Below are 23,072 nucleotides of genomic sequence, written 5' to 3'. Positions count from 1 at the left end.
TTTTCGCGAGCAAGCTCGCTCCTACAGGTACAAAAAAGCCCCGCTCTCGAATGAGAAGCGGGGCTTTTTATTGTGCGCCAATTACGCTTCGGTCTTGGCAGCCGCTTTTTCAGCAGCCTCCTTGATCAGCGCCTGCAACGAACCATCAGCCGCCATTTCGGTGATGATATCGCTACCGCCGACCAGCTCACCGGCCACCCACAGTTGTGGGAACGTTGGCCAATTGGCGTACTTCGGCAGGTTGGCGCGGATTTCCGGGTTTTGCAGGATATCCACGTAAGCGAACTTTTCACCACACTGCATGACAGCCTGGGAAGCCTTCGCGGAGAAGCCACACTGAGGGGCATTCGGGGCGCCCTTCATGTAAAGCAGAATGGTGTTGTTGGCAATCTGCTCTTTAATCGTTTCGATGATATCCATGGAACACCTCGGCTGGAACTTTGCGACTCACAGGTCGGCACGGTGGCGCATTGTAACGCAAAATCCCAGCGTGGTGCTCGGGCTCCCCGACAGACTCACTGCGTCACGCCGCCGCGACCTGTACCGGCACGCCATTCAATGCCGCGTTGCCCGACAACTCATCCAACTGCCGTTCATCCGTCAGGTCGTTGGCACTCGCCCCAGGCTGGGCACTGGCGATGTTCATGTGTACACCCGGGCGGTCATGGCCCCAACCGTGGGGCAGGCTGACCACGCCGGGCATCATTTCCAGGCTGGCCAACACCTGTACTTCGATCATGCCGATCCGCGAACTGACCCGCACCCGCTGCCCGTCACTCAGTTGGCGACGGGCAAGATCATCGGGGTGCATCAGCAATTGATGGCGGGGCTTGCCCTTCACCAGCCGGTGATAATTATGCATCCACGAATTATTGCTGCGTACATGCCGGCGGCCGATCAACAGTAACTCGTCGACCTTGGGCAGCGGCAACGCCGCAAACCGCGCCAGGTCCGCCAGGATCACCGGCGGCGCCGCCTGGACCCGGCCATTGGCAGTTTTCAAGCGTCCCGCCAGATTGGCCTTCAGGGGCCCCAGGTCCAGACCATGGGGATGATCGGCCAGCATGGCCACCGACAGCTTGTGCGGTGAGGCGTCACCATAGGCGCCCGCCCGCAAGCCAAAATCAATCATCTGCGCCGGCGCCATCGTGGGCTTGAGCGGGCTGCCGGTACGGGCCGCAAACGCCTGGGCCAAGCCGACGAAAATCTCCCAATCGTGCAACGCCCCCTCGGGCTTGGGCAGAATCGCCCGGTTGAAGCGGGTGACGTTACGCACCGCAAACATATTGAACGTGGTGTCGTAATGATCGTTTTCCAGGGCCGAAGTCGATGGCAGGATCAGGTCGGCATATCGGGTGGTTTCATTGATATACAGGTCGACGCTGACCATAAACTCCAGACCATCCAGCGCCTGCTCCAGTTGCCGACCGTTCGGCGTGGACAACACCGGATTGCCAGCCACTGTGACCAGCGCGCGGATCTGCCCTTCGCCCGCAGTAAGCATTTCTTCGGCCAGGGCCGACACGGGCAACTCGCCGCTGTATTCGGGACGCCCGGACACCCGACTCTGCCACCGATTGAAGTGCCCGCCGGATGTGGCCGCCACCAGGTCCACCGCAGGCTCGGTGCACAAGGCGCCGCCTACCCGGTCCAGATTGCCCGTGACCAGGTTGATCAACTGCACCAGCCAGTGGCACAAGGTGCCAAATGCCTGGGTCGACACCCCCATGCGCCCGTAGCAGACGGCCTTGTCTGCGGCCGCAAAATCCCGCGCCAACTGGCGGATCTGCTCGGCCGGCACCGCGCATTGAGCGCTCATGGCATCGGCGGTAAAGCCCGCGATGGCGCGGCGCACCTCGTCCAGTCCGTCCACCGGCAAGTGGCTGTCACGGGTCAGGTGTTCGGCGAACAATGTGTTGAGCAGCCCGAACAGCAACGCCGCGTCCCCACCGGGACGCACAAACAGATGCTGGTCGGCCATGGCCGCCGTCTCACTGCGCCGGGGATCGACCACCACCACTTTGCCGCCCCGCGCCTGAATCGCCTTCAGGCGCTTTTCCACGTCCGGCACAGTCATGATGCTGCCATTGGACGCCAGTGGGTTGCCGCCCAGGATCAGCATGAAGTCGGTCTGGTCGATATCCGGGATGGGCAGCAACAGCCCGTGCCCATACATCAGGTGGCTTGTGAGGTGATGGGGCAGTTGGTCCACCGAGGTCGCGGAAAAGCGATTGCGCGTCTTCAATTGCCCGAGGAAATAGTTGCTGTGGGTCATCAAGCCATAGTTGTGCACGCTGGGATTGCCCTGGTACACCGCCACCGCATTTTGCCCATGCAGCGCCTGGATGCCCGCCAGCCGCTCGGCCACCAGGGCGAAGGCCTCGTCCCAGGGGATCGGCTGCCATTGGCTGCCCACCCGCAGCATCGGCTGGTGCAGGCGATCGGGATCGTTCTGGATATCCTGCAGGGCCACGGCCTTGGGGCAGATATGGCCACGACTGAAGGTGTCCTGGGCGTCACCCTTGATCGAGGTGATGGCAATACTGCCTGCGTCCGAGGTGGTGGTTTCCAGGGTCAGGCCGCAGATCGCTTCGCACAGGTGGCAGGCACGGTGATGGAGAGTCTTGGTCATGGCCAGTCTCTTTATTAGGGCTTTGGCCCGACTATGGGCCGCGCCCTCCAGCGACGCCAGCAACGTTCGCCCTGTGAATCAACGGGCATCAGGCCAGGCCATGGGTAAGCATGAGTAAATGTTTCAAAAACCTCCCGCACCGCCCGGGAAACCGACGCGACCTGGCCCGAGGCCGCCATCACACATTGCAAAAGGTCGCGGCGCCAGTGTACAAATGACCCGCTGCTGTCCGTAAACAGGCCTCAAAAGTGCAATTCCCGCCCCTTTGACCCCCTCTAAAAAACCGTAGCCTATTGGTAAGACGCGACATTTAGTGTCAATATCGCGCCTCCCCCTATTTCGTCGCCCAGTGCGGCTTTCGCCGCAGGTCTCGCCCGTTGTCACAATAAACAAGGCTTTGAGTATCTGCGGTCTGTTGCAAAAAGGTAGTTAATGATGAGCGCAAGGCACTTTCTCTCCCTGATGGATTGCACGCCCGAAGAGCTGGTCAGCGTGATCCGTCGAGGCATTGAGCTTAAAGACCTGCGTAATCGCGGCGTACTGTTCGAGCCTTTGAAAAACCGCGTACTCGGGATGATTTTCGAGAAATCGTCCACCCGTACCCGCCTGTCCTTCGAAGCCGGCATGATCCAGCTCGGCGGCCAAGCCATTTTCCTGTCGCCCCGGGACACCCAACTGGGCCGGGGCGAGCCGATCAGCGATTGCGCCATTGTCATGTCGCGCATGCTCGATGCGGTGATGATCCGTACCTTCGCCCATAGCACCCTCACCGAATTTGCCGCCAACTCGCGGGTGCCGGTGATCAACGGGCTGTCCGATGACCTGCATCCGTGCCAGTTGCTGGCCGATATGCAGACGTTCCTCGAACATCGCGGCTCGATCCAGGGCAAGACCGTGGCCTGGATCGGCGATGGCAACAATATGTGCAACAGCTATATAGAAGCGGCGATCCAGTTCGACTTCCATCTGCGCATTGCCTGCCCTGAAGGCTACGAGCCCAGCGCCGAATTCCTGGCCAAGGCCGACGCCCGCGTTCAAATCGTGCGCGACCCGAAAGACGCGGTGATCGGCGCGCACCTGGTGAGCACCGACGTCTGGACCTCCATGGGCCAGGAAGACGAGACCGCCAAGCGCCTGGCCTTGTTCGCACCTTATCAAGTCACCCGTGAATTGCTCGACCTTGCCGCGCCGGATGTGTTGTTCATGCACTGCCTGCCGGCCCATCGCGGCGAAGAAATCAGCCTCGACCTGTTAGACGACCAGCGCTCCGTCGCCTGGGACCAGGCAGAAAACCGCCTGCACGCCCAGAAAGCCCTGCTGGAGTTCCTGGTGCCTCCGGCGTATCACCACGCATGAGCCAGCCACTTCTGCTGAACCTGCGCAATCTGGCATGCGGCTATCAGGACCAACGGGTGGTGCAGAACCTCAATCTGCACCTCAATGCCGGGGATATCGGTTGCCTGCTGGGCTCTTCCGGCTGCGGCAAGACCACCACCCTGCGCGCGATTGCCGGGTTTGAACCGGTGCACGAAGGCGAAATAAACCTGGCCGGCCAAGTGATCTCCAGCGCCGGTTTTACCCTGGCACCGGAGAAACGCCGTATTGGCATGGTGTTCCAGGACTACGCACTGTTTCCACACCTCTGCGTGGCCGACAACATCGGCTTCGGCATTCGCAAACACCCGCAAAAAGACCGCGTGGTGGCTGAATTGCTGGAGTTGGTCAACCTGAAGAACCTGGGCAAGCGCTTCCCCCACGAACTTTCCGGCGGCCAGCAACAGCGTGTGGCCCTGGCCCGTGCGCTGGCACCCGAGCCGCAGTTGCTGCTGCTGGACGAGCCCTTCTCCAACCTTGATGGTGAGCTGCGGCGCAAGCTCAGCCATGAAGTACGGGACATCCTCAAGGCCCGTGGTACCAGTGCGATCCTGGTCACCCATGACCAGGAAGAAGCCTTTGCCGTGAGCGACCACGTAGGTGTGTTCAAGGAAGGCCGGCTGGAACAATGGGATACGCCCTACAACCTCTATCACGAACCGCTGACGCCTTATGTCGCAAGTTTTATTGGCCAGGGTTACTTCATCCGCGGGCAATTGAGTTCGCCGGAATCGGTCAGCACCGAACTGGGCGAATTGCGCGGCAATCGTGCCTATACCTGGCCGACTGGCAGCGCGGTGGATGTATTACTGCGCCCGGATGACGTCGTTTATGCACCCGACAGCACGCTGAAAGCGCAGATCGTCGGCAAGACGTTCCTCGGTGCCTCGACCCTCTACCGCTTGCAGTTGCCGACCGGGGCCCAGCTGGAATCGATTTTCCCCAGCCATGCCGACCATCAGGTGGGTGCGCAGGTGGGAGTCCGCGTGGCGGCCGAGCATCTGGTGCTGTTCCAGGCCTCGGGGAGCACGGCGGCGCAGATTCCGCAGGTGGAGTCAGGTGTGCGGCGCTACAGCACTACCAGTTGAAGAAACCCGATCCAAAATGTGACAGCGCGCTTGTGTGGGCGCCGGGCTTGCTCGCGATGCAGGCGCCTGGGTCTGTCAGTTGCATCAAGGTGATGCTATCGCAGGCAAGCCAGCTCCCACAGAGGCTGGCTTGCACATTCGATCCCGCTGTTCTTGACGTTACGCCCGGCCAATCGGCGCAAATGTCGCCTGGGTGTGCTCTGCCAACACCGCCGCCGCCAACTCCACCTCAAGTCCTCTCCTGCCTGCGCTGACAAATATTGTCGCAAAAGGCTGCGCGCTCACATCGATGAACGTGCGCAAGCGCTTCTTCTGCCCCAGCGGGCTGATCCCCCCCAACAAGTAACCGGTAGAGCGCTGCGCCGCCGCCGGGTCGGCCATCTCGACTTTCTTCACGCCCGCCGCATGCGCCAGGGCCTTCAAATCCAGACTTCCGACGACCGGCACCACCGCCACCAATAACTCAGCTTTTTCGCTGCTGGCGAGCAAGGTCTTGAACACCCGCGCAGGATCCAGGCTCAATTTTTCCGCGGCCTCCAGGCCATAAGAGGCGGCCTTGGGGTCATGTTCGTAACTGTGGATGCGATGTTCGGCGCGAACTTTTTTCAACAAGTCCAATGCGGGTGTCATTGGGGGCTCCAGGCTTGTGGGAAACGTGGAAAAGCAGACCGCCGATTCTAGGACAAACCCAGGCAAAACGCTCTAGTGCAGGGCACCGTGCGACCAATCCGCGCAGCGCTTGGGCATGCTTGCCGCCCGTTGCGCCAACGTAGTAGCGCGATCATTCATCACACTAATAGTTTGAAAATGACCGGCCGTTCACTTTCGACCTTTGACAGCGGTGTTTCTTGTCTATATTTTTTCGTTTCCGAATACTGTAGGAATACACCCACAGTATCCGAGCAGTAAGCCGTGGCCGGGATGGGGATTTTGGTGACGGTGAAAATCGCGCGAGGCCCGTTGAGGCACAGCGCCAGACAAGAAAAAAAACGAGGTTTTCAATGACAACTGCTCTTCAACAGCCTTCACTTTCAAGCCAATGCATGGCCGAGTTCCTCGGCACCGCGCTGCTGATCTTCTTCGGCACCGGCTGCGTCGCTGCGCTCAAGGTCGCGGGTGCCAGCTTCGGCTTGTGGGAGATCAGCATCATCTGGGGGATCGGCGTGAGCATGGCGATCTACCTGAGTGCCGGCATTTCCGGGGCTCATCTCAATCCAGCCGTCAGCATCGCGCTGTGCATCTTTGCCGATTTCGACAAGCGCAAACTGCCCTTCTATATCATCGCCCAGGTTGCCGGCGCCTTCTGTTCGGCCGCGTTGGTCTACACGCTCTACAGCAACCTGTTTTTCGATTACGAACAAACTCACCACATGGTCCGTGGCTCGGCGGCCAGCCTGGAACTGGCTTCGGTCTTCTCCACCTACCCTCACGCCTTGCTCAATACCGCCCAGGCGTTCCTGGTGGAGATGGTTATCACCGCCATCCTGATGGGCGTGATCATGGCCCTGACCGACGACAATAACGGCTTGCCCCGCGGCCCCCTGGCGCCACTGCTGATCGGCTTGCTGATCGCGGTGATCGGCAGTGCCATGGGCCCGCTGACCGGGTTTGCGATGAACCCGGCCCGGGATTTCGGCCCCAAGCTGATGACGTTTTTCGCCGGTTGGGGTGAAATGGCCTTCACCGGCGGGCGCGATATTCCTTATTTCCTGATTCCGATCCTTGCACCGATTGTCGGTGCCTGCCTCGGCGCTGCGGCCTATCGCGGGTTGATTGCCCGCCATCTGCCCAACGCTGCACCTGCTACAACTGATGCAGCCGACACCGCCGCCAGCGGTAACACCCGAACTTCCTGAAAGCGGTAGCCTGGGCCCTTCTGCCCTTTGCGGCCCAGGCTACTTACCCACTCCCTTTTTCCGTCCAAGGCAATCGACATGACCGACACACAGAATAAGAACTACATCATTGCCCTCGATCAGGGCACCACCAGTTCCCGGGCGATCATCTTTGATCGTGACGCCAACGTGGTGTGCACCGCCCAACGTGAATTCGTCCAGCATTACCCGCAAGCCGGTTGGGTCGAACATGACCCGATGGAAATCTTCGCCACCCAAAGCGCCGTGATGGTCGAGGCCCTGGCGCAAGCCGGCCTGCACCACGATCAGGTGGCCGCCATCGGCATCACCAACCAGCGTGAAACCACGGTGGTCTGGGACAAGATCACCGGCCGCCCGATCTACAACGCCATCGTCTGGCAATGCCGCCGCAGCACCGAGATTTGCCAGCAACTCAAGCGTGACGGCCATGAGCAATACATCAGCGACACCACCGGCCTGGTCACCGACCCGTACTTCTCTGGCACCAAGCTCAAGTGGATCCTCGATAACGTCGAAGGCAGCCGCGAACGCGCGCGCAATGGCGAACTGCTGTTCGGCACCATCGACAGCTGGCTGATCTGGAAATTTACCGGCGGCAAGACCCACGTCACTGACTACACCAACGCCTCGCGCACCATGCTCTTCAATATCCACACCCTGGAGTGGGACGCGAAGATGCTCGAGGTGCTGGACATCCCGCGCGAGATGCTGCCAGAGGTTAAATCCTCCTCAGAAATCTACGGCCGCACCAAAAGCGGGATTGCCATTGGCGGGATTGCCGGCGACCAGCAAGCGGCGCTGTTCGGCCAGATGTGCGTCGAGCCGGGCCAGGCGAAAAACACCTACGGCACCGGCTGCTTCCTGCTGATGAACACCGGCGACAAGGCGGTCAAGTCCCAGCACGGCATGCTCACCACCATCGCTTGCGGCCCACGTGGCGAAGTGGCCTACGCCCTCGAAGGCGCAGTGTTCAACGGCGGCTCCACCGTGCAATGGCTGCGCGACGAGCTGAAGATCATCAACGATGCCCACGACACCGAGTACTTCGCCAACAAGGTCAAGGACAGCAACGGCGTGTACCTGGTGCCAGCGTTCACCGGCCTCGGCGCGCCGTACTGGGACCCCTATGCCCGTGGCGCACTGTTCGGCCTGACCCGCGGCGTACGTGTCGACCACATCATTCGTGCGGCCCTGGAGTCGATTGCCTACCAGACCCGCGATGTGCTCGACGCCATGCAGCAGGACTCTGGTGAACGCCTCAAATCCCTGCGAGTGGACGGCGGCGCCGTGGCCAACAACTTCTTGATGCAGTTCCAGGCCGACATCCTCGGCACCCAGGTCGAGCGCCCGCAAATGCGCGAGACCACCGCATTGGGCGCGGCCTACCTGGCCGGCCTGGCCTGTGGCTTCTGGGGCAGCCTGGATGAGCTGCGTGGCAAGGCGGTGATCGAGCGCGAATTCGAACCGCAACTGGACGAGCCGGCCAAAGAAAAACTCTACGCCGGCTGGAAAAAAGCCGTCAGCCGCACCCGCGACTGGGAACCCCACGAAGGCGCTGAATAAGCCACGCGCCGGACCCACTTAGGGTTGTAACTGGCAGGGAGCAGATTCCTGCGTCATCATGGGCCACTTTTTTGTACGGCAGCCCAAAGGACGCCCCATGAATCTGCCTCCCCGTCAGCAGCAAATCCTCGAACTGGTCCGCGAACGCGGCTATGTCAGCATCGAGGAAATGGCGCAGCTGTTCGTTGTTACCCCGCAAACCATCCGCCGCGACATCAATCAACTGGCCGAAGCCAACCTGCTGCGCCGCTACCATGGCGGCGCCGCCTATGACTCCAGCGTCGAAAACACCGAGTACGCCATGCGTGCCGACCAGATGCGCGATGAAAAACAGCGTATCGGCGAAGCCATTGCCGCACAGATCCCTGATCACGCCTCGCTATTCATCAACATCGGCACCACCACCGAGTCCATCGCCCGGGCGCTGCTCAACCACAGCCACCTGAAGATCATCACCAACAACCTCAACGTCGCCATGATGCTCAGCGCCAAGGACGACTTCGACGTGCTCCTCACCGGCGGCAATGTGCGCCGTGACGGCGGCGTGGTGGGCCAGGCCAGCGTGGACTTTATCAACCAGTTCAAAGTCGACTTCGCCTTGGTGGGGATCAGCGGTATCGACGAGGACGGCAGCCTGCTGGACTTCGATTACCAGGAAGTGCGGGTTTCCCAGGCGATCATTGCCAATGCACGCAAGGTGATCCTGGCGGCGGACTCCAGCAAATTCGGGCGCAACGCCATGATTCGCCTGGGCCCGATCAGCTTGATTGATTGCCTGGTTACCGATCAGCAGCCGGTGCCGGCGCTGGTGCAGTTGCTCAACCAGCATAAGATTCGCCTGGAAGTCGTATAAGCCTCCTACTGAATCTCTGGTGCCTGTACTGCCGTCATCGCGGGCAAGCCCGCTCCCACATTGGAATGTGATCAACCTGTGGGAGCGGGCTTGCCCGCGATGACTGCCTATAAGGCCACAACTCTCTTGGGCCAACACAAGGCTCAATGTTCACAATTTTTCCTTTTCCGGCCCTTCGATGAGTTTTTTCAATCGAAGGCGACTGGCTGCGCCCGCGTTTATGAGCTACCATTTTCGCAAATGAACATTAATGTTCGAATTCAAATATAAATAAAGATCGCGAGGCCAGCCGATGACCCCCTCCACCTTGCCTGCTCCACCCCTTGCCGAAGTCTATGATGTTGCCGTTATCGGTGGCGGGATCAATGGCGTGGGCATCGCGGCAGATGCAGCCGGTCGCGGCCTGTCGGTATTCCTTTGCGAAAAGGACGACCTGGCCAGCCACACCTCCTCCGCCAGCAGCAAGCTGATCCACGGCGGCCTGCGCTACCTTGAACATTACGAATTCCGCCTGGTGCGCGAAGCCCTGGCCGAACGCGAAGTGCTGCTGGCCAAGGCCCCGCACATCGTCAAGCAGATGCGCTTTGTGCTGCCCCATCGTCCACACCTGCGCCCGGCATGGATGATCCGCGCTGGCCTGTTTCTGTATGACCACCTCGGCAAGCGCGAAAAACTCGCTGGCTCCAAAAGCCTGAAGTTCGGTGCCGACAGCCCGCTGAAAAGCGAAATCACCAAGGGTTTCGAATACTCCGACTGCTGGGTCGATGACGCACGCCTGGTCGTGCTCAACGCCATGGCCGCCCGGGAAAAAGGGGCACATATCCACACCCAGACCCGTTGCGTCAGCGCCCGTCGCAGCAAGGGCCTGTGGCACCTGCACCTGGAGCGCGCCGATGGCAGCCTGTTCTCGATCCGCGCCAAGGCGCTGGTGAACGCGGCCGGCCCGTGGGTTGCCAAGTTCATCAAGGATGACCTGAAGCTGGATTCGCCCTACGGCATCCGCCTGATCCAGGGCAGCCACCTGATCGTGCCGAAACTGTACGAAGGTGCCCACGCGCACATCCTGCAGAACGAAGACGGGCGCATCGTCTTCACCATTCCGTACCTCAATCACCTGACCATCATCGGTACCACCGACCGTGAGTACACCGGCGATCCAGCGAAAGTGGCGATTACCGAAGGTGAAACGGACTACATGCTCAAGGTGGTCAACGCCCACTTCAAGCAGCAGTTGAGCCGCGACGATATCGTGCACACCTACTCCGGCGTGCGTCCGCTGTGCAACGACGAGTCGGACAACCCGTCGGCCATTACCCGCGACTACACCCTGGCGTTGTCGGGCACAGGTGAAGAAGCGCCGATCCTGTCGGTGTTCGGCGGCAAGCTGACCACCTACCGTAAGCTTGCGGAGTCGGCACTGGCGCAACTGGCCCCCTACTTCCCTCATATCAAGCCAAGCTGGACCGCCAAGGCCAGCCTGCCCGGCGGCGAAGAAATGACCACGCCAGAAGCCCTGGCCACGGACATTCGCAGCAAGTACGAATGGATCCCCAGCGAAATCGCCCGCCGTTGGTCGACCACCTATGGCAGCCGCACCTGGCGCCTGCTCGAAGGCGTGCAATCCTTGGCCGACCTCGGCGAGCATCTGGGTGGCGGGCTGTATACCCGGGAAGTGGACTACCTGTGCGCCGAGGAATGGGCGACCCAGGCCTACGACATTCTATGGCGCCGCACCAAGCTCGGCCTGTTCACCACCCCCGAGGAGCAGGAAAACCTGCAGCGCTACCTGATCAAGCTGGAGCAGAACCGCAGCAAGATCGAAGCGGCATGACTACCCAGCCCCTGCACCGAAAGGTCCAGGGGCTTTTTTTGGCTTGCGCCTCAAGCCGACTCCTATAAATTCGGTTTTCCGAACGCGTTACTGCCGGCGATTCGGTTTGCCGGACTTAAACACCGGATAAACATCGTCACATAAAGTTAATCACTATATAAATCATATAGTTATATCTTTATTAACAGTCTGGCACGACTCATGCTCTACACTTGGGACGTGTTTGCCTGAGATGCTTCAGGAGCCGTCACAGGCATTCGCTGTATCGAAAGAGCCGTCCAGGCTTCATAAAAAAAACAAATGTCGAGGAAGTATTGATGCGTATCGTTCCCCATATTTTGGGCGCAGCCATCGCTGCCGCTCTGATTAGCACTCCAGTTTTTGCCGCTGAGCTCACCGGCACCCTGAAGAAAATCAAAGAGTCGGGCACCATCACACTGGGCCACCGCGACGCCTCCATCCCGTTCTCATACATCGCGGACGGCTCTGGCAAGCCAGTGGGCTACTCCCACGACATTCAACTGGCCATCGTGAAAGCTGTCGAGAAAGACCTCGGCATGAAGGAAGGCGAGCTGAAGGTCAAATACAACCTGGTCACCTCCCAAACCCGCATCCCGCTGGTGCAGAACGGCACCGTAGACGTTGAGTGTGGTTCCACCACCAACAACGTCGAGCGTCAGCAACAAGTCGACTTCTCCGTTGGCATCTTCGAAATTGGTACCCGTCTGCTGTCCAAAAAGGACTCGACCTACAAGGATTTCGCTGACCTCAAGGGCAAGAACGTCGTAACCACCGCCGGTACCACCTCCGAGCGCATCCTCAAGTCCATGAACGCTGACAAGCAGATGGGCATGAACGTCATCTCCGCCAAGGACCACGGTGAATCCTTCCAGATGCTGGAAAGCGGCCGTGCCGTTGCCTTCATGATGGACGACGCACTGCTGGCCGGTGAAATGGCCAAGGCCAAGAAGCCAGATGACTGGGCTGTAACGGGCACTGCTCAGTCGTACGAAATCTACGGCTGCATGGTTCGCAAAGGCGATGCGCCGTTCAAGAAAGCGGTTGACGATGCAATCGTTGCTACCTTTAAGTCGGGCGAAATCAACAAGATCTATGACACCTGGTTCCAAAAGCCGATCGCACCAAAAGGCCTGAACCTGATGTTCCCGATGAGCGACGAACTCAAGGCCCTGATCGCCAATCCGACCGACAAAGCGGCCGACGACAAAACGGCTGAAAAAAAGTCCTGATTCCGAACTAACCTTATCCCCTGAGGGAGCCAACCCTCCCTCAGGTGTCTGTTACTACCTGCTGGCATTATTTGGAACACTCGACCTGGCGGTTTCCGAGCCGATCTTGTGTGCCTGACGTTCACCGTCAGGCGGGAATGGATTTTCCCCAAGCGGGTGCTTGTACATCGATCGATTTCGGGGGAGACCCTAATGAATTACAACTGGGACTGGGGCGTATTCTTCAAGTCCACCGGCGTGGGCAGCGAGACCTATCTCGACTGGTTCATCTCCGGTTTGGGCTGGACCATCGCCATCGCCATCGTGGCCTGGATCGTTGCCTTGCTGCTGGGCTCGGTACTGGGCGTAATGCGCACGATGCCTAATCGGCTCGTGGCCGGCATCGCCACCTGCTACGTGGAACTCTTTCGTAACGTGCCACTGCTGGTACAGCTGTTCATCTGGTACTTCCTGGTACCCGACCTGCTGCCGCAGAACCTGCAGGACTGGTACAAACAAGACTTGAACCCGACCACCTCGGCCTACCTGAGCGTTGTCGTGTGCCTGGGCCTGTTCACCGCCGCCCGCGTATGTGAACAAGTGCGTACCGGTATCCAGGCCCTGCCCCACGGTCAGGAAGCCGCCGCGCGCGCCATGGGTTTCAGCCTGTCACAGATCTACTGGAACGTGCTGTTGCCCCAGGCCTACCGGATCATCATTCCGCCGCTCACCTCGGAATTCCTCAACGTCTTCAAGAACTCCTCCGTGGCGTCCTTGATCGGCCTGATGGAGTTGCTGGCGCAAACCAAGCAGACCGCCGAGTTCTCGGCCAACCTGTTTGAAGCCTTCACCCTGGCCACGCTGATCTACTTCACCCTGAACATGAGCCTGATGTTGCTGATGCGCGTGGTCGAGAAGAAAGTCGCAGTGCCCGGCCTGATTTCCGTGGGGGGTAAATAATGGAATTCGATTTCAGCGGCATTATCCCGGCCTTCCCTGGCCTGTGGAACGGCATGGTCATGACCTTGAAGCTGATGGTCATGGGCGTGGTCGGCGGCATCGTCCTCGGGACCATCCTGGCGTTGATGCGCCTGTCCTCCAGCAAACTGCTGTCCCGCGTGGCCGGCGCCTACGTGAACTACTTCCGCTCGATCCCGCTGCTGCTGGTGATCACCTGGTTCTACCTGGCGGTGCCGTTCGTGTTGCGCTGGATCACCGGCGAAGACACGCCAATCGGCGCGTTCACCTCCTGCGTCGTGGCCTTCATGATGTTCGAGGCGGCGTACTTCTGCGAAATCGTGCGGGCCGGCGTGCAGTCGATCCCCAAGGGCCAGATGGCTGCAGCACAAGCGATGGGCATGACCTACGGCCAGACCATGCGCCTGATCATCCTGCCCCAGGCGTTCCGCAAGATGACCCCGCTGCTGTTACAGCAGAGCATCATCCTGTTCCAGGACACCTCGCTGGTCTACACCGTGGGCCTGGTGGACTTCCTCAACTCCGCTCGCTCCAACGGCGACATTATCGGCCGCTCCAATGAGTTCCTGATCTTCGCCGGTGTCGTCTACTTCATCATCAGCTTTGCCGCCTCGCTGCTGGTCAAGCGTCTGCAAAAAAGGTTTGCCGTATGATCTCTATCAAGAACATCAACAAGTGGTATGGCGACTTCCAGGTGCTGACCGATTGCAGCACTGATGTCAAAAAAGGCGAAGTGATCGTGGTGTGCGGGCCGTCCGGCTCGGGCAAATCCACCCTGATCAAGTGCGTCAACGCCCTGGAACCGTTCCAGAAAGGTGACGTCGTGGTCGACGGCACCTCGATTGCCGACCCGAAGACCAACCTGCCGCAACTGCGCTCGCGCGTGGGCATGGTGTTCCAGCACTTCGAACTGTTCCCGCACATGACCATCACCGAAAACCTGACAATTGCGCAGATCAAGGTGCTGGGCCGCAGCAAGGAAGAAGCCACCAAGAAAGGCCTGCAATTGCTGGAGCGCGTGGGTCTGACGGCGCACAAGGACAAGCACCCGGGCCAACTGTCCGGCGGCCAGCAGCAGCGCGTGGCGATTGCCCGTGCACTGGCCATGGACCCGATCGTCATGCTGTTCGACGAACCGACTTCGGCTCTGGACCCGGAGATGGTCAACGAAGTACTGGACGTGATGGTGCAACTGGCCCAGGAAGGCATGACCATGATGTGCGTGACCCACGAAATGGGCTTCGCCCGTAAAGTGGCCGACCGTGTGATCTTCATGGACGCCGGCAAGATCATCGAGGACTGCCCTAAAGAAGAGTTCTTCGGCGATATCAGCGCCCGCTCCGAACGTGCGCAGCACTTCCTCGAGAAAATCCTGCAGCACTAAGCACGACACAGCGTCCACTGTAGAACCCGGGCCCTGTGGGAGCGGGCTTGCCCGCGATTACGGTGTATCAGTCAACCAATCTGTGGCTGACCTACCGTCATCGCGGGCAAGCCCGCTCCCACACCGGTCCAGGCAAGCGCTGGTTGACCCAAGGCATCTGTGATGAAATGCGACCCCACCCTCTATCGCGCCGCACCGCCATCACTTGCCGTGAAGCCCCGTCTGATCCGCCAATTGTTCCTGCCGCCTCTGATCATCCTGTTGATGATCGGCCTGGGTTTTATCGGCTTCTGGACCAGCGAGTACTACGGCATCCGGACCCTGGGCGAGAACGGTGAGCGCCAGTTGGAGCTGCATGCGCGCACGGTCGAAAGTGAGATCAGCAAATACACCTACCTGCCCAGCCTGCTGGAGCTGGAGTCCAGTGTCTCCAAGCTGCTGGCCGAGCCAAGCCCAGAACACCGGCAAACCGTCAACGAATACCTCGAAGGCCTGAACCGGCGCAGCCGCAGCCGGGCGATTTATGTGATGGACACCACCGGCCGTGTGATGGCCACCAGTAACTGGCGCGATATCGACAGTTACCTGGGTGAAGACCTGTCGTTCCGCGCCTATTTCCAGAATGCCGTGCGTGGCCAGCCCGGCCGTTTCTATGGCATCGGCAGCACCAATGGCGAACCCGGCTACTACCTGGCCCATGGCCTGGAAGAACGCGGCAAGATCATTGGCGTCGCGGTGGTCAAGGTGCGCCTGGAAGCGTTGGAAGAACGCTGGCAGCGCGCGCGCCTGGAAGCCTTCGTCAGCGATGAGAACGGCATCATCATCCTCTCCAGCGACCCGGCGCGCCGGCTCAAGGCCGTGCGCCCGCTGAGCGACGAGACCAAGGAACGCCTGGCCCGCAGCCTGCAGTATTACTGGGCGACCCTCAACGAACTGCAACCCCTGGCCCGCGAGCACCTCGACGCCGGCACCGAGAAGCTGACCTTCCCCGCCAACAGTGAAGTGGTGGCCGACGACCAGGAAGTCACCTACCTGGCCCAGACCCGGCCACTGAACGACACGCCGTGGAATTTCACCCTGCTCACTCCGCTCAACGACCTGCGCCAGGCCGCGATCAACCAGGGCATCCTCGTGGCGGTGGCCTTTGCCCTGGTGGCGTTCCTGCTGATTGCCTGGAATGAGCGGCGCAAGGTGATCGCCACACGCCTGGCCGCCCGCGAGGCCCTGCAGGAAGCCAACAACCAACTGGAGCGGCGGATTGCCGAGCGCACCGGCGACCTGCGCGCCAGCAACGAACGGCTCAAGGCGCAGATCCGCGAACGACGCCAGGCCGAAGAGACCCTGCGCCGGGCCCAGGACGAATTAGTCCAGGCCGGAAAACTGGCGGCCATCGGCCAGATGTCGACCAGCATCGCCCATGAACTGAACCAGCCCCTGGCGGCCTTGCGCACCTTGTCCGGCAACACCGTGCGCTTCCTGGAGCGCGGTGCCCTGGATACCGCCAGCACCAACCTCAAGACCATCAATGAACTGATCGACCGCATGGGCCGCATCACCGCCAGCCTGCGCTCGTTTGCCCGGCGTGGTGACGACCAGGGTGAAGCCAGCCTGGCCAAGGCCGTGGACGCGGCGTTCCAGGTCCTGGGCAGCCGCCTCGACAACCTGCCGCTGACCGTACACCGCGGTTTCAGCCAGGCCATGTTGCAAATCGACCAGACGCGCCTGGAGCAGATCCTGGTCAACCTGATCGGCAACGCCCTGGACGCGATGCACGCCCAACCCGCCCCCGAGCTGTGGCTGGAAAGTGATATCCATGAAGGCAAATACCGCCTGCGGGTGCGGGACAACGGGCATGGCATCGACCCAGAGACCCGCAAGCACCTGTTCGAACCCTTTTTCACCACCAAACCCGGCGAGCAAGGATTAGGCCTGGGCCTGACCCTGTCGGCCAGCCTCGCGGCGGCCACCGGCGGCAACCTGGCCGTCGAGCACCCGGCCGATGGTGGTACGGCCTTTGTCCTGAGCCTGCCCCTGGCAGGCCATCAACCCGGCGAATCGATATGAACAGCCAACCCAATACCGAACTGACCGTGCTGATCGTCGAAGACGATCCCCATGTGTTGCTCGGCTGCCAGCAAGCCCTGGCCCTGGAAGATATTCCCAGCGTCGGCGTGGCCAGTGCCGAAGAGGCCCTCAAGCGCGTCGGCGAGAACTTCGCCGGCATTGTGATCAGCGATATCCGCCTGCCCGGCATCGACGGCCTGGAGCTGTTGACCCGCCTCAAGGCCCTGGATAAAAGCCTGCCGGTGGTGCTGATCACCGGCCACGGCGACATCTCCATGGCCGTGGGCGCGATGCGCAACGGCGCCTATGACTTCATGGAAAAACCTTTTTCCCCGGAACGCCTGGTGGACGTGGTGCGCCGCGCCCTCGAACAGCGCGGCCTGGCCCGGGAAGTCTGGGCGTTGCGCCGGCAGCTGGCTGAGCGTGACTCCCTGGAAGGCCGGATCATCGGGCGCTCGCCGGCAATGCAGAACCTGCGGGAATTGATCGCCAATGTCGCCGACACCTCAGCCAACGTGCTGATCGAAGGCGAGACCGGCACCGGCAAGGAACTGGTCGCCCGCTGCCTGCACGACTTCAGCCGCCGCCACGCCCACCAGTTCGTGGCCCTGAACTGCGGTGGCCTGCCGGAAAACCTGTTTGAAAGCGAGATTTTCGGTCACGAAGCCAACGCCTTCACCGGCGCGGGCAAGCGGCGTATCGGCAAGATCGAACATGCCCACGAAGGCACGCTGTTCCTCGACGAAGTGGAAAGCATGCCGATGAACCTGCAGATCAAACTGCTGCGGGTCTTGCAGGAGCGCACCCTGGAACGCCTGGGCTCGAACCAGAGCGTGGCGGTGGATTGCCGGGTGATCGCCGCGACCAAGTCCGACCTTGACGAATTGAGCCGCGCCAACCAGTTCCGCAGCGACTTGTACTACCGCCTGAACGTAGTGACCCTGGAACTGCCGCCCCTGCGCGAGCGTCGCGAAGATATCCTGCAACTGTTCGAACACTTCCTGCAGCAGTCATCCCTGCGTTTCGACCGCATCGCCCCGGAGCTGGACAACCAGACCCTGTCCAGCCTGATGAGCCACGACTGGCCCGGCAACGTGCGTGAACTGCGCAACGTCGCCGAACGCTTTGCCCTGGGCCTGCCGGCCTTCAAGAAGAGCGGCAACAGCCCCGACAACCATGGTCTGGCCTTTACCGAGGCGGTGGAAGCCTTTGAGCGCAACCTGCTCAGCGACGCCCTGCAGCGCAGCGGCGGCAACCTGACCCAGGCCAGCCTGGAGCTGGGCATGGCCAAGACCACCCTGTTCGACAAGGTCAAGAAATACGGCCTGAACCACTAAGGAGTACTGCGTGGATTTAGTTTTCAAGGCCGCCCTCGGTGCGGCGGTGGTATTGCTCCTGGCAGTGCTGGCCAAGACCAGGAACTACTACATCGCCGGCCTGGTGCCGCTGTTTCCGACCTTTGCCCTGATCGCCCACTACATCGTCGGCAAGGGCCGCTCGGTGGACGACTTGAAAACCACGATTGTGTTCGGCATGTGGTCGATCATTCCGTACTTTGTGTACCTGGCGACCTTGTATGTGATGGTCGACCGCATGCGCCTGGAGGCCTCGCTGGCAGTCGCCGCAGTAGCCTGGCTGATGGCCGCGACGGTACTGGTCAGCGTGTGGGTACGCATCCACGCCTGACTCACCTCAATCACATGTGGGAGCGGGCTTGCTCGCGAAAGCGGTGTATCAGTCGACATCTAAATTGACTGATCCACCGCTTTCGCGAGCAAGCCCGCTCCCACATTTTGATCAGTGTTTCAGCGCACGATCTTGTCGATCTGGATCCCGAGCTTTTTCAAGCGGTACCAAAAGCTGCGCTCGGAAATCCCGATCCTTGACGCCGCAGCCGCCTGCACGCCATTGCTCTCCTGCAACGCCGCCAGGATGTACGCCTTCTCTACTTCTGCCAGCGCCGCATCCAGGTCCCGAGGCACGCCCGGGCCTTCGCTGAGAATCGTCGTCACGTCACCCGCCGTCGGCTGGGACGCGAACAGATAGGCCGGCAAGTCGATATCTTCAATCACCGGGCTCGCCGCGACGATGGTCGCGCGCTCCACGCAGTTTTGCAGCTCGCGGATATTGCCCGGCCAGCTGTAGGCCGCCATGGCCTGCAAGGCATCTGCGCTGAAGCCGGTGATGCGTTTACCGGCATTGGCGCTCAGGCTGCGGGCAAAGTGGCGGGCCAGCGGGGCGATGTCTTCGACACGCTCGCGCAGAGCGGGCAGCGGGATTGGGAACACGTTGAGACGGTAGTAGAGGTCCTCGCGAAACTCCTTGTTCGCCACGGCTTCCAACAGGTTCTTGTTGGTGGCGGCGATCACCCGCACATCCACCTTGCGCTCGCGGGGGTCGCCCACCGGCTCGATCACCCGCTCCTGCAAGGCGCGCAGGATCTTGGCCTGCAACGCCAGGGGCATATCGCCCACCTCGTCGAGAAACAGCGTGCCCTTGTCGGCCTGCATGAAACGCCCGATCCGGTCGGCCACAGCGCCGGTAAAGGCGCCCTTGCGATGGCCGAACATTTCGCTTTCCAGCAAGCCTTCTGGGATCGCAGCGCAATTGACCGCGACAAAGGGTTTATCGGCGCGGTTGCCATGCTTGTGAATGGCGCGGGCGACCATTTCCTTGCCGGTGCCGCTTTCGCCGGTCAACAGGATGGTGGCGTTGCTTTCGCGCACCGAATCCACCGCTTGCAGCACACGGCGGAACGCCGGGCTGTCGCCCACCAGGCTGTCGAACTGCGCATGCTCGTCGAGCTCGGCGCGCAGCCGTGCGTTGTCGCGCATGATGTCGCGAAACTGCAAGGCCTTGGCCACGGTGATGTCCAGCTCGTCGATATCGAAGGGCTTGGCAATGTAGTCGTAGGCGCCGTTGCGCATCGACTGCACGGCATTTTTCACAGTGCTGTAGGCCGTCATCACGATCACCGGCAACTGTGGGTAGCGCACCTTGATCTCGGCCAGCAGCTGCGGGCCGTCCATGCCGGGCATGCGCCAATCGCTGATCACCAGGTCGATATCTTCCTGCTCCAGCACCTTGAGGGCATGCAGGCCATTGCCGGCGATAAACACCTGGATATCGTTCTGGCTCAGGGCCGAGGCCAGCAAATCGCAGAGCTTGGGCTCGTCGTCGACCACCAATATGTTATGCGTCATGACTGTCCTCGTCGTCGCCGTCATCTTCACCGCTGGCCGGAATGTACAGGCTGAAGGTTGCGCCGGCATCCTTCTCGCTGGTGCATTCGATGCGGCCATCGTGACTTTCCATGATCGAATAGACTTTCGCCAGGCCAAGGCCAGTGCCCGAGGCCTTGGTGGTGACGAAGGGGGTAAAGATCCGCTCGATCATCTCTGCCGGGATGCCCTGCCCGCTGTCGCTGACGCTGATCACTGTGGACTGGTCCGCGCGGCTGATGCTTAACGTCAGGCGCCCGCCCTGGGGCATGGCATCGATGGCGTTGAGAATCAGGTTCAGGCACGCCTGCTTGAATTGCTTGGCGTCCACATAGAGGGTCGCGCCAGGCGCCTGGTCGTCGAGATGGGCGTCGATGGCGTGGCTCGCCAGCTCCGGCGCGCAGAACCCCAGGATGTCTTCCACCAGTGGCCGCGCCAGTTGCTGGCTGCGCAGGGGCTCGCTGGGTTTGGCGAAATCGAGAAAATCGGTGATCAGGTCATTGATCCGGCTGACTTCGCTGACCACATATTCCAGGTGGCGCTTGTCGGTCTCCGGCAGGTCCGTGCGGCGGTGCAGCAGTTGGGTCGCGGTCTTGATGATGCCCAATGGGTTGCGGATTTCGTGGGCCAGGCCCATCGCCACTTCGCCCAGGGCATGCAGGCGGTCGCGCCGACGCAGTTGGGCCTCGAGGTGATGCAATTCGCCCAGGCGCTCGGTCATGTGGTTGAAGGTGCTGCTCAGTTGCGCCAACTCATCGCCGCCGGTGACGGCCACGCGGTGCTGGTAATTGCCGCTGATCACCGCACTCACGCCCCGGGACAACTCACGCAGCGGCCGCGTCAGGTGCCGGGAGACCAGCACGCCGGCGCCCAGGGACAAGGCGGAACTGAGCAGGAAGATCAGCACGAACAGATTGCTCTGGTTCACCAGCCCCACCAGGCTGGTGTGGCGTAGCAGGCCGCTGAAGATCACACCCTGCAACTCGCCGGTGTCATTGAAGATCGGCCAGTACAGGCCACTGTAGTTGCTGGTGAATTGCTCGCTAGGCTGCTTGGTGCTGCGCAGCAGGGTTTCCACGGATTTCGGCACGCGGGTCGGGTGATCTTCAAAACGCTGGGTCGAGAAGATCTCCGAGAAGCCGTCGGTGTTGGCCAGGTACAGGCGCAAGTCCAGGGAGTGGACCTCGGCGACACTGGTCAGGAAGCTGCTGTCCAGGTAGGTGCCCACCAACAGTTCGTAATCGACACCGTCCTGAGTGGTTTCGAACGAGGAAATCACCGCCCCGGTGGCCACGCCGCCAACCTGCACGGTTTGCAATACGGCGTTGGGAGCGAGGCTGATTTGTTTCACCACATCATCGCCCACGGTGCTGAACATCACTTTGCCGTCGCTGCTGCGAATCAGGGTTACCACGTCAATATCAGTGGCGCTGGCAATGTCCGCGATCAAACGGTCATGCCGCATCGCTTCATGGGTGGAGGGCGGACGCACATAACGCAGGAAGATCTGCGCCACGCGGGCGTTGTCGTGCAGGATGTCGCTGACTTCGTCCTTGACGATCCGGGTCGACTCTTGCAGCCAGATGCGCACGTTACTGTCGAAAATCTGCGACAGGGTGGTGGCCGCCAGCTCCGCGGCGATCATCGTCGGGATCACCGTCACCAGCCAGAACGCCAACACCAGCTTGCGCTGCAGGCTCCAGCGGGAAATGGCGAACGGGCGGGCTTTCTGGCGGGTTTTGGCAATCATCGGGTTTCGCTTATTGCAGCAGCCATGGCAGGGTCGGATCGGTCCGGGCGAATAAACACTTTTAGCACTTTGAGCAGGGTGTCGAGCAAGCGGTTGCGGTGCTGGAAAAACAGGGTATTGCCGGCGAACTCGCAGCCCAGGCGTAGCTTACTGGCATACCCGGCCTGCCCGCACTCATACAACGCAATATTGTGCTCGATGCAGTAGTCGACGTTGGTCAGCCAACTGCGAAAGTACAGGTTATGTTCGCGGCTGTGGGCCAAGTCATGGGCAAAGAACTTGTCGATCAGCCGATGCTGGTCGAGCAGCACCAGGTTGAACGCCACCAACTGCCCATCCACCCAGTAAAGTACACAGCGCGCCCGTTGTTCAAGCTGGGCGAGCACCTGGCTGAAATAACCGGCGGGCAGGCGTTCGAATTGCAGGTCGGCGCGGGCCAGGGTCGCTTCGTAGAGACGCATGATATCTGGCAATACGTCATCGACATTGTCCCGCCACTCCACCTGTGGCCCCGGCGCGCGTAGCTTGCGCCGCAAGTCCTTGCGCGTGGATTTGCCCAGGGAGCCCAGGTAGGCATCCACCGAGCCGTAGGGCAGCGGCAGCAGCCCGGTCGGCAGGCTCGGCATGCTGTGCAGGCCGGCGGCCTTGCAGCTGTCGGCCCAGTCCTGATCCTGGGTCGGAGCATCCTTGACCGCCAGCAAACCGATGCCGAATGCATCGGCATCCCGCCGTGCGGCGGCCAGCAGTTGCTGCAACAAGGCACCACGGCGCGCCGCCGGCACATGACTGGCGACACCGGCATGGCATTGCTCGGCCACCGGCGAACCGATGGCGTACAGGCCCAGGCGCAATGCGCCCGGCCACCAGCGTTGCAGGCGTTGGGTGAAGCGTTTGCCAATACCCGAGACGGTGGTGTCGAGGCGGTAATGGGTGATGAACGCCGGGGCCACCGCCAGCAGCCGCCCCTCCTCATAAAGGGCCAGGTAGCGCCATTGGAAGTCGTCGATAGCGGCGTTTTCCACGGCGACGTAGTAGTCCCAATCTTCCAGGACCTGGGGAAAGCAGTCGTTCCAGGCACTGCGGTCGATGGCGTGGATGGTTGAATAGGCTTTAGCGCTGATCACAGCAGTTCCTTAATCTAACGCCAACCCCTGTAGGAGCTGGCTTGCCAGCGAAAAACTCAAGGGCGCCGCGTTGAACCAGGCGGTACCTGTCATCGTTGACGACC

Annotated in this window: 19 protein-coding genes; 13 read left to right on the top strand and 6 right to left on the bottom strand. The window is 61.0% G+C overall.

From position 1 onward, the window contains the following. Positions 1–81 precede the first annotated feature (81 nt). On the bottom strand, positions 82–420 hold the full coding sequence (grxD, locus tag FIV38_RS10850; protein ID WP_029295186.1) for a Grx4 family monothiol glutaredoxin: 339 nt from the start codon (positions 418–420) through the stop codon (positions 82–84). 103 nt (positions 421–523) lie between these two features. Further along, complete coding sequence (locus FIV38_RS10845) at positions 524–2,632, bottom strand: molybdopterin oxidoreductase family protein (protein ID WP_092237974.1); 2,109 nt, start codon at positions 2,630–2,632, stop codon at positions 524–526. Between the two features lie 435 nt (positions 2,633–3,067). On the opposite strand from FIV38_RS10845, the gene argF reads away from it, so the two are divergent. Then, the gene (gene argF / locus FIV38_RS10835) at positions 3,068–3,988 is read left to right on the top strand and encodes an ornithine carbamoyltransferase (RefSeq protein ID WP_092237977.1); all 921 of its coding nucleotides are present in this window, start codon (positions 3,068–3,070) and stop codon (positions 3,986–3,988) included. Continuing rightward, the gene (locus tag FIV38_RS10830; RefSeq protein ID WP_092237980.1) at positions 3,985–5,094 is read left to right on the top strand and encodes an ABC transporter ATP-binding protein; all 1,110 of its coding nucleotides are present in this window, start codon (positions 3,985–3,987) and stop codon (positions 5,092–5,094) included. The genes argF and FIV38_RS10830 overlap by 4 nt, the downstream gene beginning before the upstream one ends. A gap of 159 nt (positions 5,095–5,253) precedes the next feature. Here FIV38_RS10830 and ybaK read toward each other — a convergent pair whose 3' ends face one another. Continuing rightward, complete coding sequence (ybaK, locus tag FIV38_RS10825) at positions 5,254–5,724, bottom strand: Cys-tRNA(Pro) deacylase (protein WP_029295178.1); 471 nt, start codon at positions 5,722–5,724, stop codon at positions 5,254–5,256. 371 nt (positions 5,725–6,095) lie between these two features. On the opposite strand from ybaK, the gene FIV38_RS10820 reads away from it, so the two are divergent. From FIV38_RS10820 to FIV38_RS10770, 11 genes are all read left to right on the top strand, one after another. Next, positions 6,096–6,950, top strand: a complete 855-nt coding sequence (locus tag FIV38_RS10820) for an MIP/aquaporin family protein (protein ID WP_029295174.1) — start codon at positions 6,096–6,098, stop codon at positions 6,948–6,950. A gap of 78 nt (positions 6,951–7,028) precedes the next feature. After that, positions 7,029–8,534, top strand: a complete 1,506-nt coding sequence (gene glpK, locus FIV38_RS10815; protein ID WP_029295173.1) for a glycerol kinase GlpK — start codon at positions 7,029–7,031, stop codon at positions 8,532–8,534. Between the two features lie 97 nt (positions 8,535–8,631). Next, the gene (locus FIV38_RS10810; RefSeq protein WP_029295172.1) at positions 8,632–9,387 is read left to right on the top strand and encodes a DeoR/GlpR family transcriptional regulator; all 756 of its coding nucleotides are present in this window, start codon (positions 8,632–8,634) and stop codon (positions 9,385–9,387) included. A gap of 292 nt (positions 9,388–9,679) precedes the next feature. Then, on the top strand, positions 9,680–11,218 hold the full coding sequence (glpD, locus tag FIV38_RS10805) for a glycerol-3-phosphate dehydrogenase (RefSeq protein WP_070994779.1): 1,539 nt from the start codon (positions 9,680–9,682) through the stop codon (positions 11,216–11,218). A gap of 317 nt (positions 11,219–11,535) precedes the next feature. Further along, positions 11,536–12,468, top strand: a complete 933-nt coding sequence (locus FIV38_RS10800; protein ID WP_092237983.1) for a glutamate/aspartate ABC transporter substrate-binding protein — start codon at positions 11,536–11,538, stop codon at positions 12,466–12,468. A 192-nt stretch (positions 12,469–12,660) separates the two neighbouring features. Further along, positions 12,661–13,407, top strand: coding sequence for an amino acid ABC transporter permease (locus tag FIV38_RS10795; RefSeq protein ID WP_029295164.1), 747 nt, complete (start codon positions 12,661–12,663; stop codon positions 13,405–13,407). After that, the gene (locus FIV38_RS10790) at positions 13,407–14,078 is read left to right on the top strand and encodes an amino acid ABC transporter permease (protein ID WP_029295163.1); all 672 of its coding nucleotides are present in this window, start codon (positions 13,407–13,409) and stop codon (positions 14,076–14,078) included. The genes FIV38_RS10795 and FIV38_RS10790 overlap by 1 nt, the downstream gene beginning before the upstream one ends. Beyond that, positions 14,075–14,809 (top strand): amino acid ABC transporter ATP-binding protein, encoded by a 735-nt coding sequence (locus FIV38_RS10785; RefSeq protein WP_092237986.1) that lies wholly within the window; start codon positions 14,075–14,077, stop codon positions 14,807–14,809. Before FIV38_RS10790 ends, FIV38_RS10785 begins: the two co-directional genes overlap by 4 nt. Positions 14,810–14,971: 162 nt before the next feature. Beyond that, positions 14,972–16,873: a two-component sensor histidine kinase AauS gene (gene aauS, locus FIV38_RS10780; RefSeq protein ID WP_092237989.1), complete on the top strand. Its 1,902-nt coding sequence runs from the start codon at positions 14,972–14,974 to the stop codon at positions 16,871–16,873. Beyond that, positions 16,870–18,210, top strand: coding sequence for a two-component response regulator AauR (gene aauR / locus FIV38_RS10775; protein WP_029295159.1), 1,341 nt, complete (start codon positions 16,870–16,872; stop codon positions 18,208–18,210). The genes aauS and aauR overlap by 4 nt, the downstream gene beginning before the upstream one ends. Positions 18,211–18,220: 10 nt before the next feature. Further along, positions 18,221–18,559 (top strand): GlpM family protein, encoded by a 339-nt coding sequence (locus tag FIV38_RS10770; protein ID WP_029295158.1) that lies wholly within the window; start codon positions 18,221–18,223, stop codon positions 18,557–18,559. Positions 18,560–18,678: 119 nt separating this feature from the next. Here FIV38_RS10770 and FIV38_RS10765 read toward each other — a convergent pair whose 3' ends face one another. From FIV38_RS10765 to FIV38_RS10755, 3 genes are read right to left on the bottom strand one after another with little or no spacing between them, the layout of a single operon-like run. Next, the gene (locus FIV38_RS10765; protein ID WP_092237992.1) at positions 18,679–20,076 is read right to left on the bottom strand and encodes a sigma-54-dependent transcriptional regulator; all 1,398 of its coding nucleotides are present in this window, start codon (positions 20,074–20,076) and stop codon (positions 18,679–18,681) included. Continuing rightward, complete coding sequence (locus FIV38_RS10760) at positions 20,066–21,844, bottom strand: sensor histidine kinase (protein WP_092237995.1); 1,779 nt, start codon at positions 21,842–21,844, stop codon at positions 20,066–20,068. Before FIV38_RS10760 ends, FIV38_RS10765 begins: the two co-directional genes overlap by 11 nt. Further along, positions 21,841–22,968, bottom strand: coding sequence for a GNAT family N-acetyltransferase (locus tag FIV38_RS10755; protein ID WP_092237998.1), 1,128 nt, complete (start codon positions 22,966–22,968; stop codon positions 21,841–21,843). The genes FIV38_RS10760 and FIV38_RS10755 overlap by 4 nt, the downstream gene beginning before the upstream one ends. Positions 22,969–23,072 lie beyond the last annotated feature (104 nt).

The sequence above is a fragment of the Pseudomonas proteolytica genome (assembly GCF_007858275.1).
GTDB classification, from domain to species: domain Bacteria; phylum Pseudomonadota; class Gammaproteobacteria; order Pseudomonadales; family Pseudomonadaceae; genus Aquipseudomonas; species Aquipseudomonas proteolytica.
Note: the sequence above shows the minus strand (reverse complement) of the source record. Positions and strands in the feature narration are given on the sequence as shown.

Bases quoted from the DNA above. Each gene is read 5' to 3' on its own strand.
- grxD (WP_029295186.1), bottom strand. From the start codon at position 420: ATGGATATCATCGAAACGATTAAAGAGCAGATTGCCAACAACACCATT.
- FIV38_RS10845 (WP_092237974.1), bottom strand. From the start codon at position 2,632: ATGACCAAGACTCTCCATCACCGTGCCTGCCACCTGTGCGAAGCGATC.
- argF (WP_092237977.1), top strand. From the start codon at position 3,068: ATGAGCGCAAGGCACTTTCTCTCCCTGATGGATTGCACGCCCGAAGAG.
- FIV38_RS10830 (WP_092237980.1), top strand. From the start codon at position 3,985: ATGAGCCAGCCACTTCTGCTGAACCTGCGCAATCTGGCATGCGGCTAT.
- ybaK (WP_029295178.1), bottom strand. From the start codon at position 5,724: ATGACACCCGCATTGGACTTGTTGAAAAAAGTTCGCGCCGAACATCGC.
- FIV38_RS10820 (WP_029295174.1), top strand. From the start codon at position 6,096: ATGACAACTGCTCTTCAACAGCCTTCACTTTCAAGCCAATGCATGGCC.
- glpK (WP_029295173.1), top strand. From the start codon at position 7,029: ATGACCGACACACAGAATAAGAACTACATCATTGCCCTCGATCAGGGC.
- FIV38_RS10810 (WP_029295172.1), top strand. From the start codon at position 8,632: ATGAATCTGCCTCCCCGTCAGCAGCAAATCCTCGAACTGGTCCGCGAA.
- glpD (WP_070994779.1), top strand. From the start codon at position 9,680: ATGACCCCCTCCACCTTGCCTGCTCCACCCCTTGCCGAAGTCTATGAT.
- FIV38_RS10800 (WP_092237983.1), top strand. From the start codon at position 11,536: ATGCGTATCGTTCCCCATATTTTGGGCGCAGCCATCGCTGCCGCTCTG.
- FIV38_RS10795 (WP_029295164.1), top strand. From the start codon at position 12,661: ATGAATTACAACTGGGACTGGGGCGTATTCTTCAAGTCCACCGGCGTG.
- FIV38_RS10790 (WP_029295163.1), top strand. From the start codon at position 13,407: ATGGAATTCGATTTCAGCGGCATTATCCCGGCCTTCCCTGGCCTGTGG.
- FIV38_RS10785 (WP_092237986.1), top strand. From the start codon at position 14,075: ATGATCTCTATCAAGAACATCAACAAGTGGTATGGCGACTTCCAGGTG.
- aauS (WP_092237989.1), top strand. From the start codon at position 14,972: ATGAAATGCGACCCCACCCTCTATCGCGCCGCACCGCCATCACTTGCC.
- aauR (WP_029295159.1), top strand. From the start codon at position 16,870: ATGAACAGCCAACCCAATACCGAACTGACCGTGCTGATCGTCGAAGAC.
- FIV38_RS10765 (WP_092237992.1), bottom strand. From the start codon at position 20,076: ATGACGCATAACATATTGGTGGTCGACGACGAGCCCAAGCTCTGCGAT.
- FIV38_RS10760 (WP_092237995.1), bottom strand. From the start codon at position 21,844: ATGATTGCCAAAACCCGCCAGAAAGCCCGCCCGTTCGCCATTTCCCGC.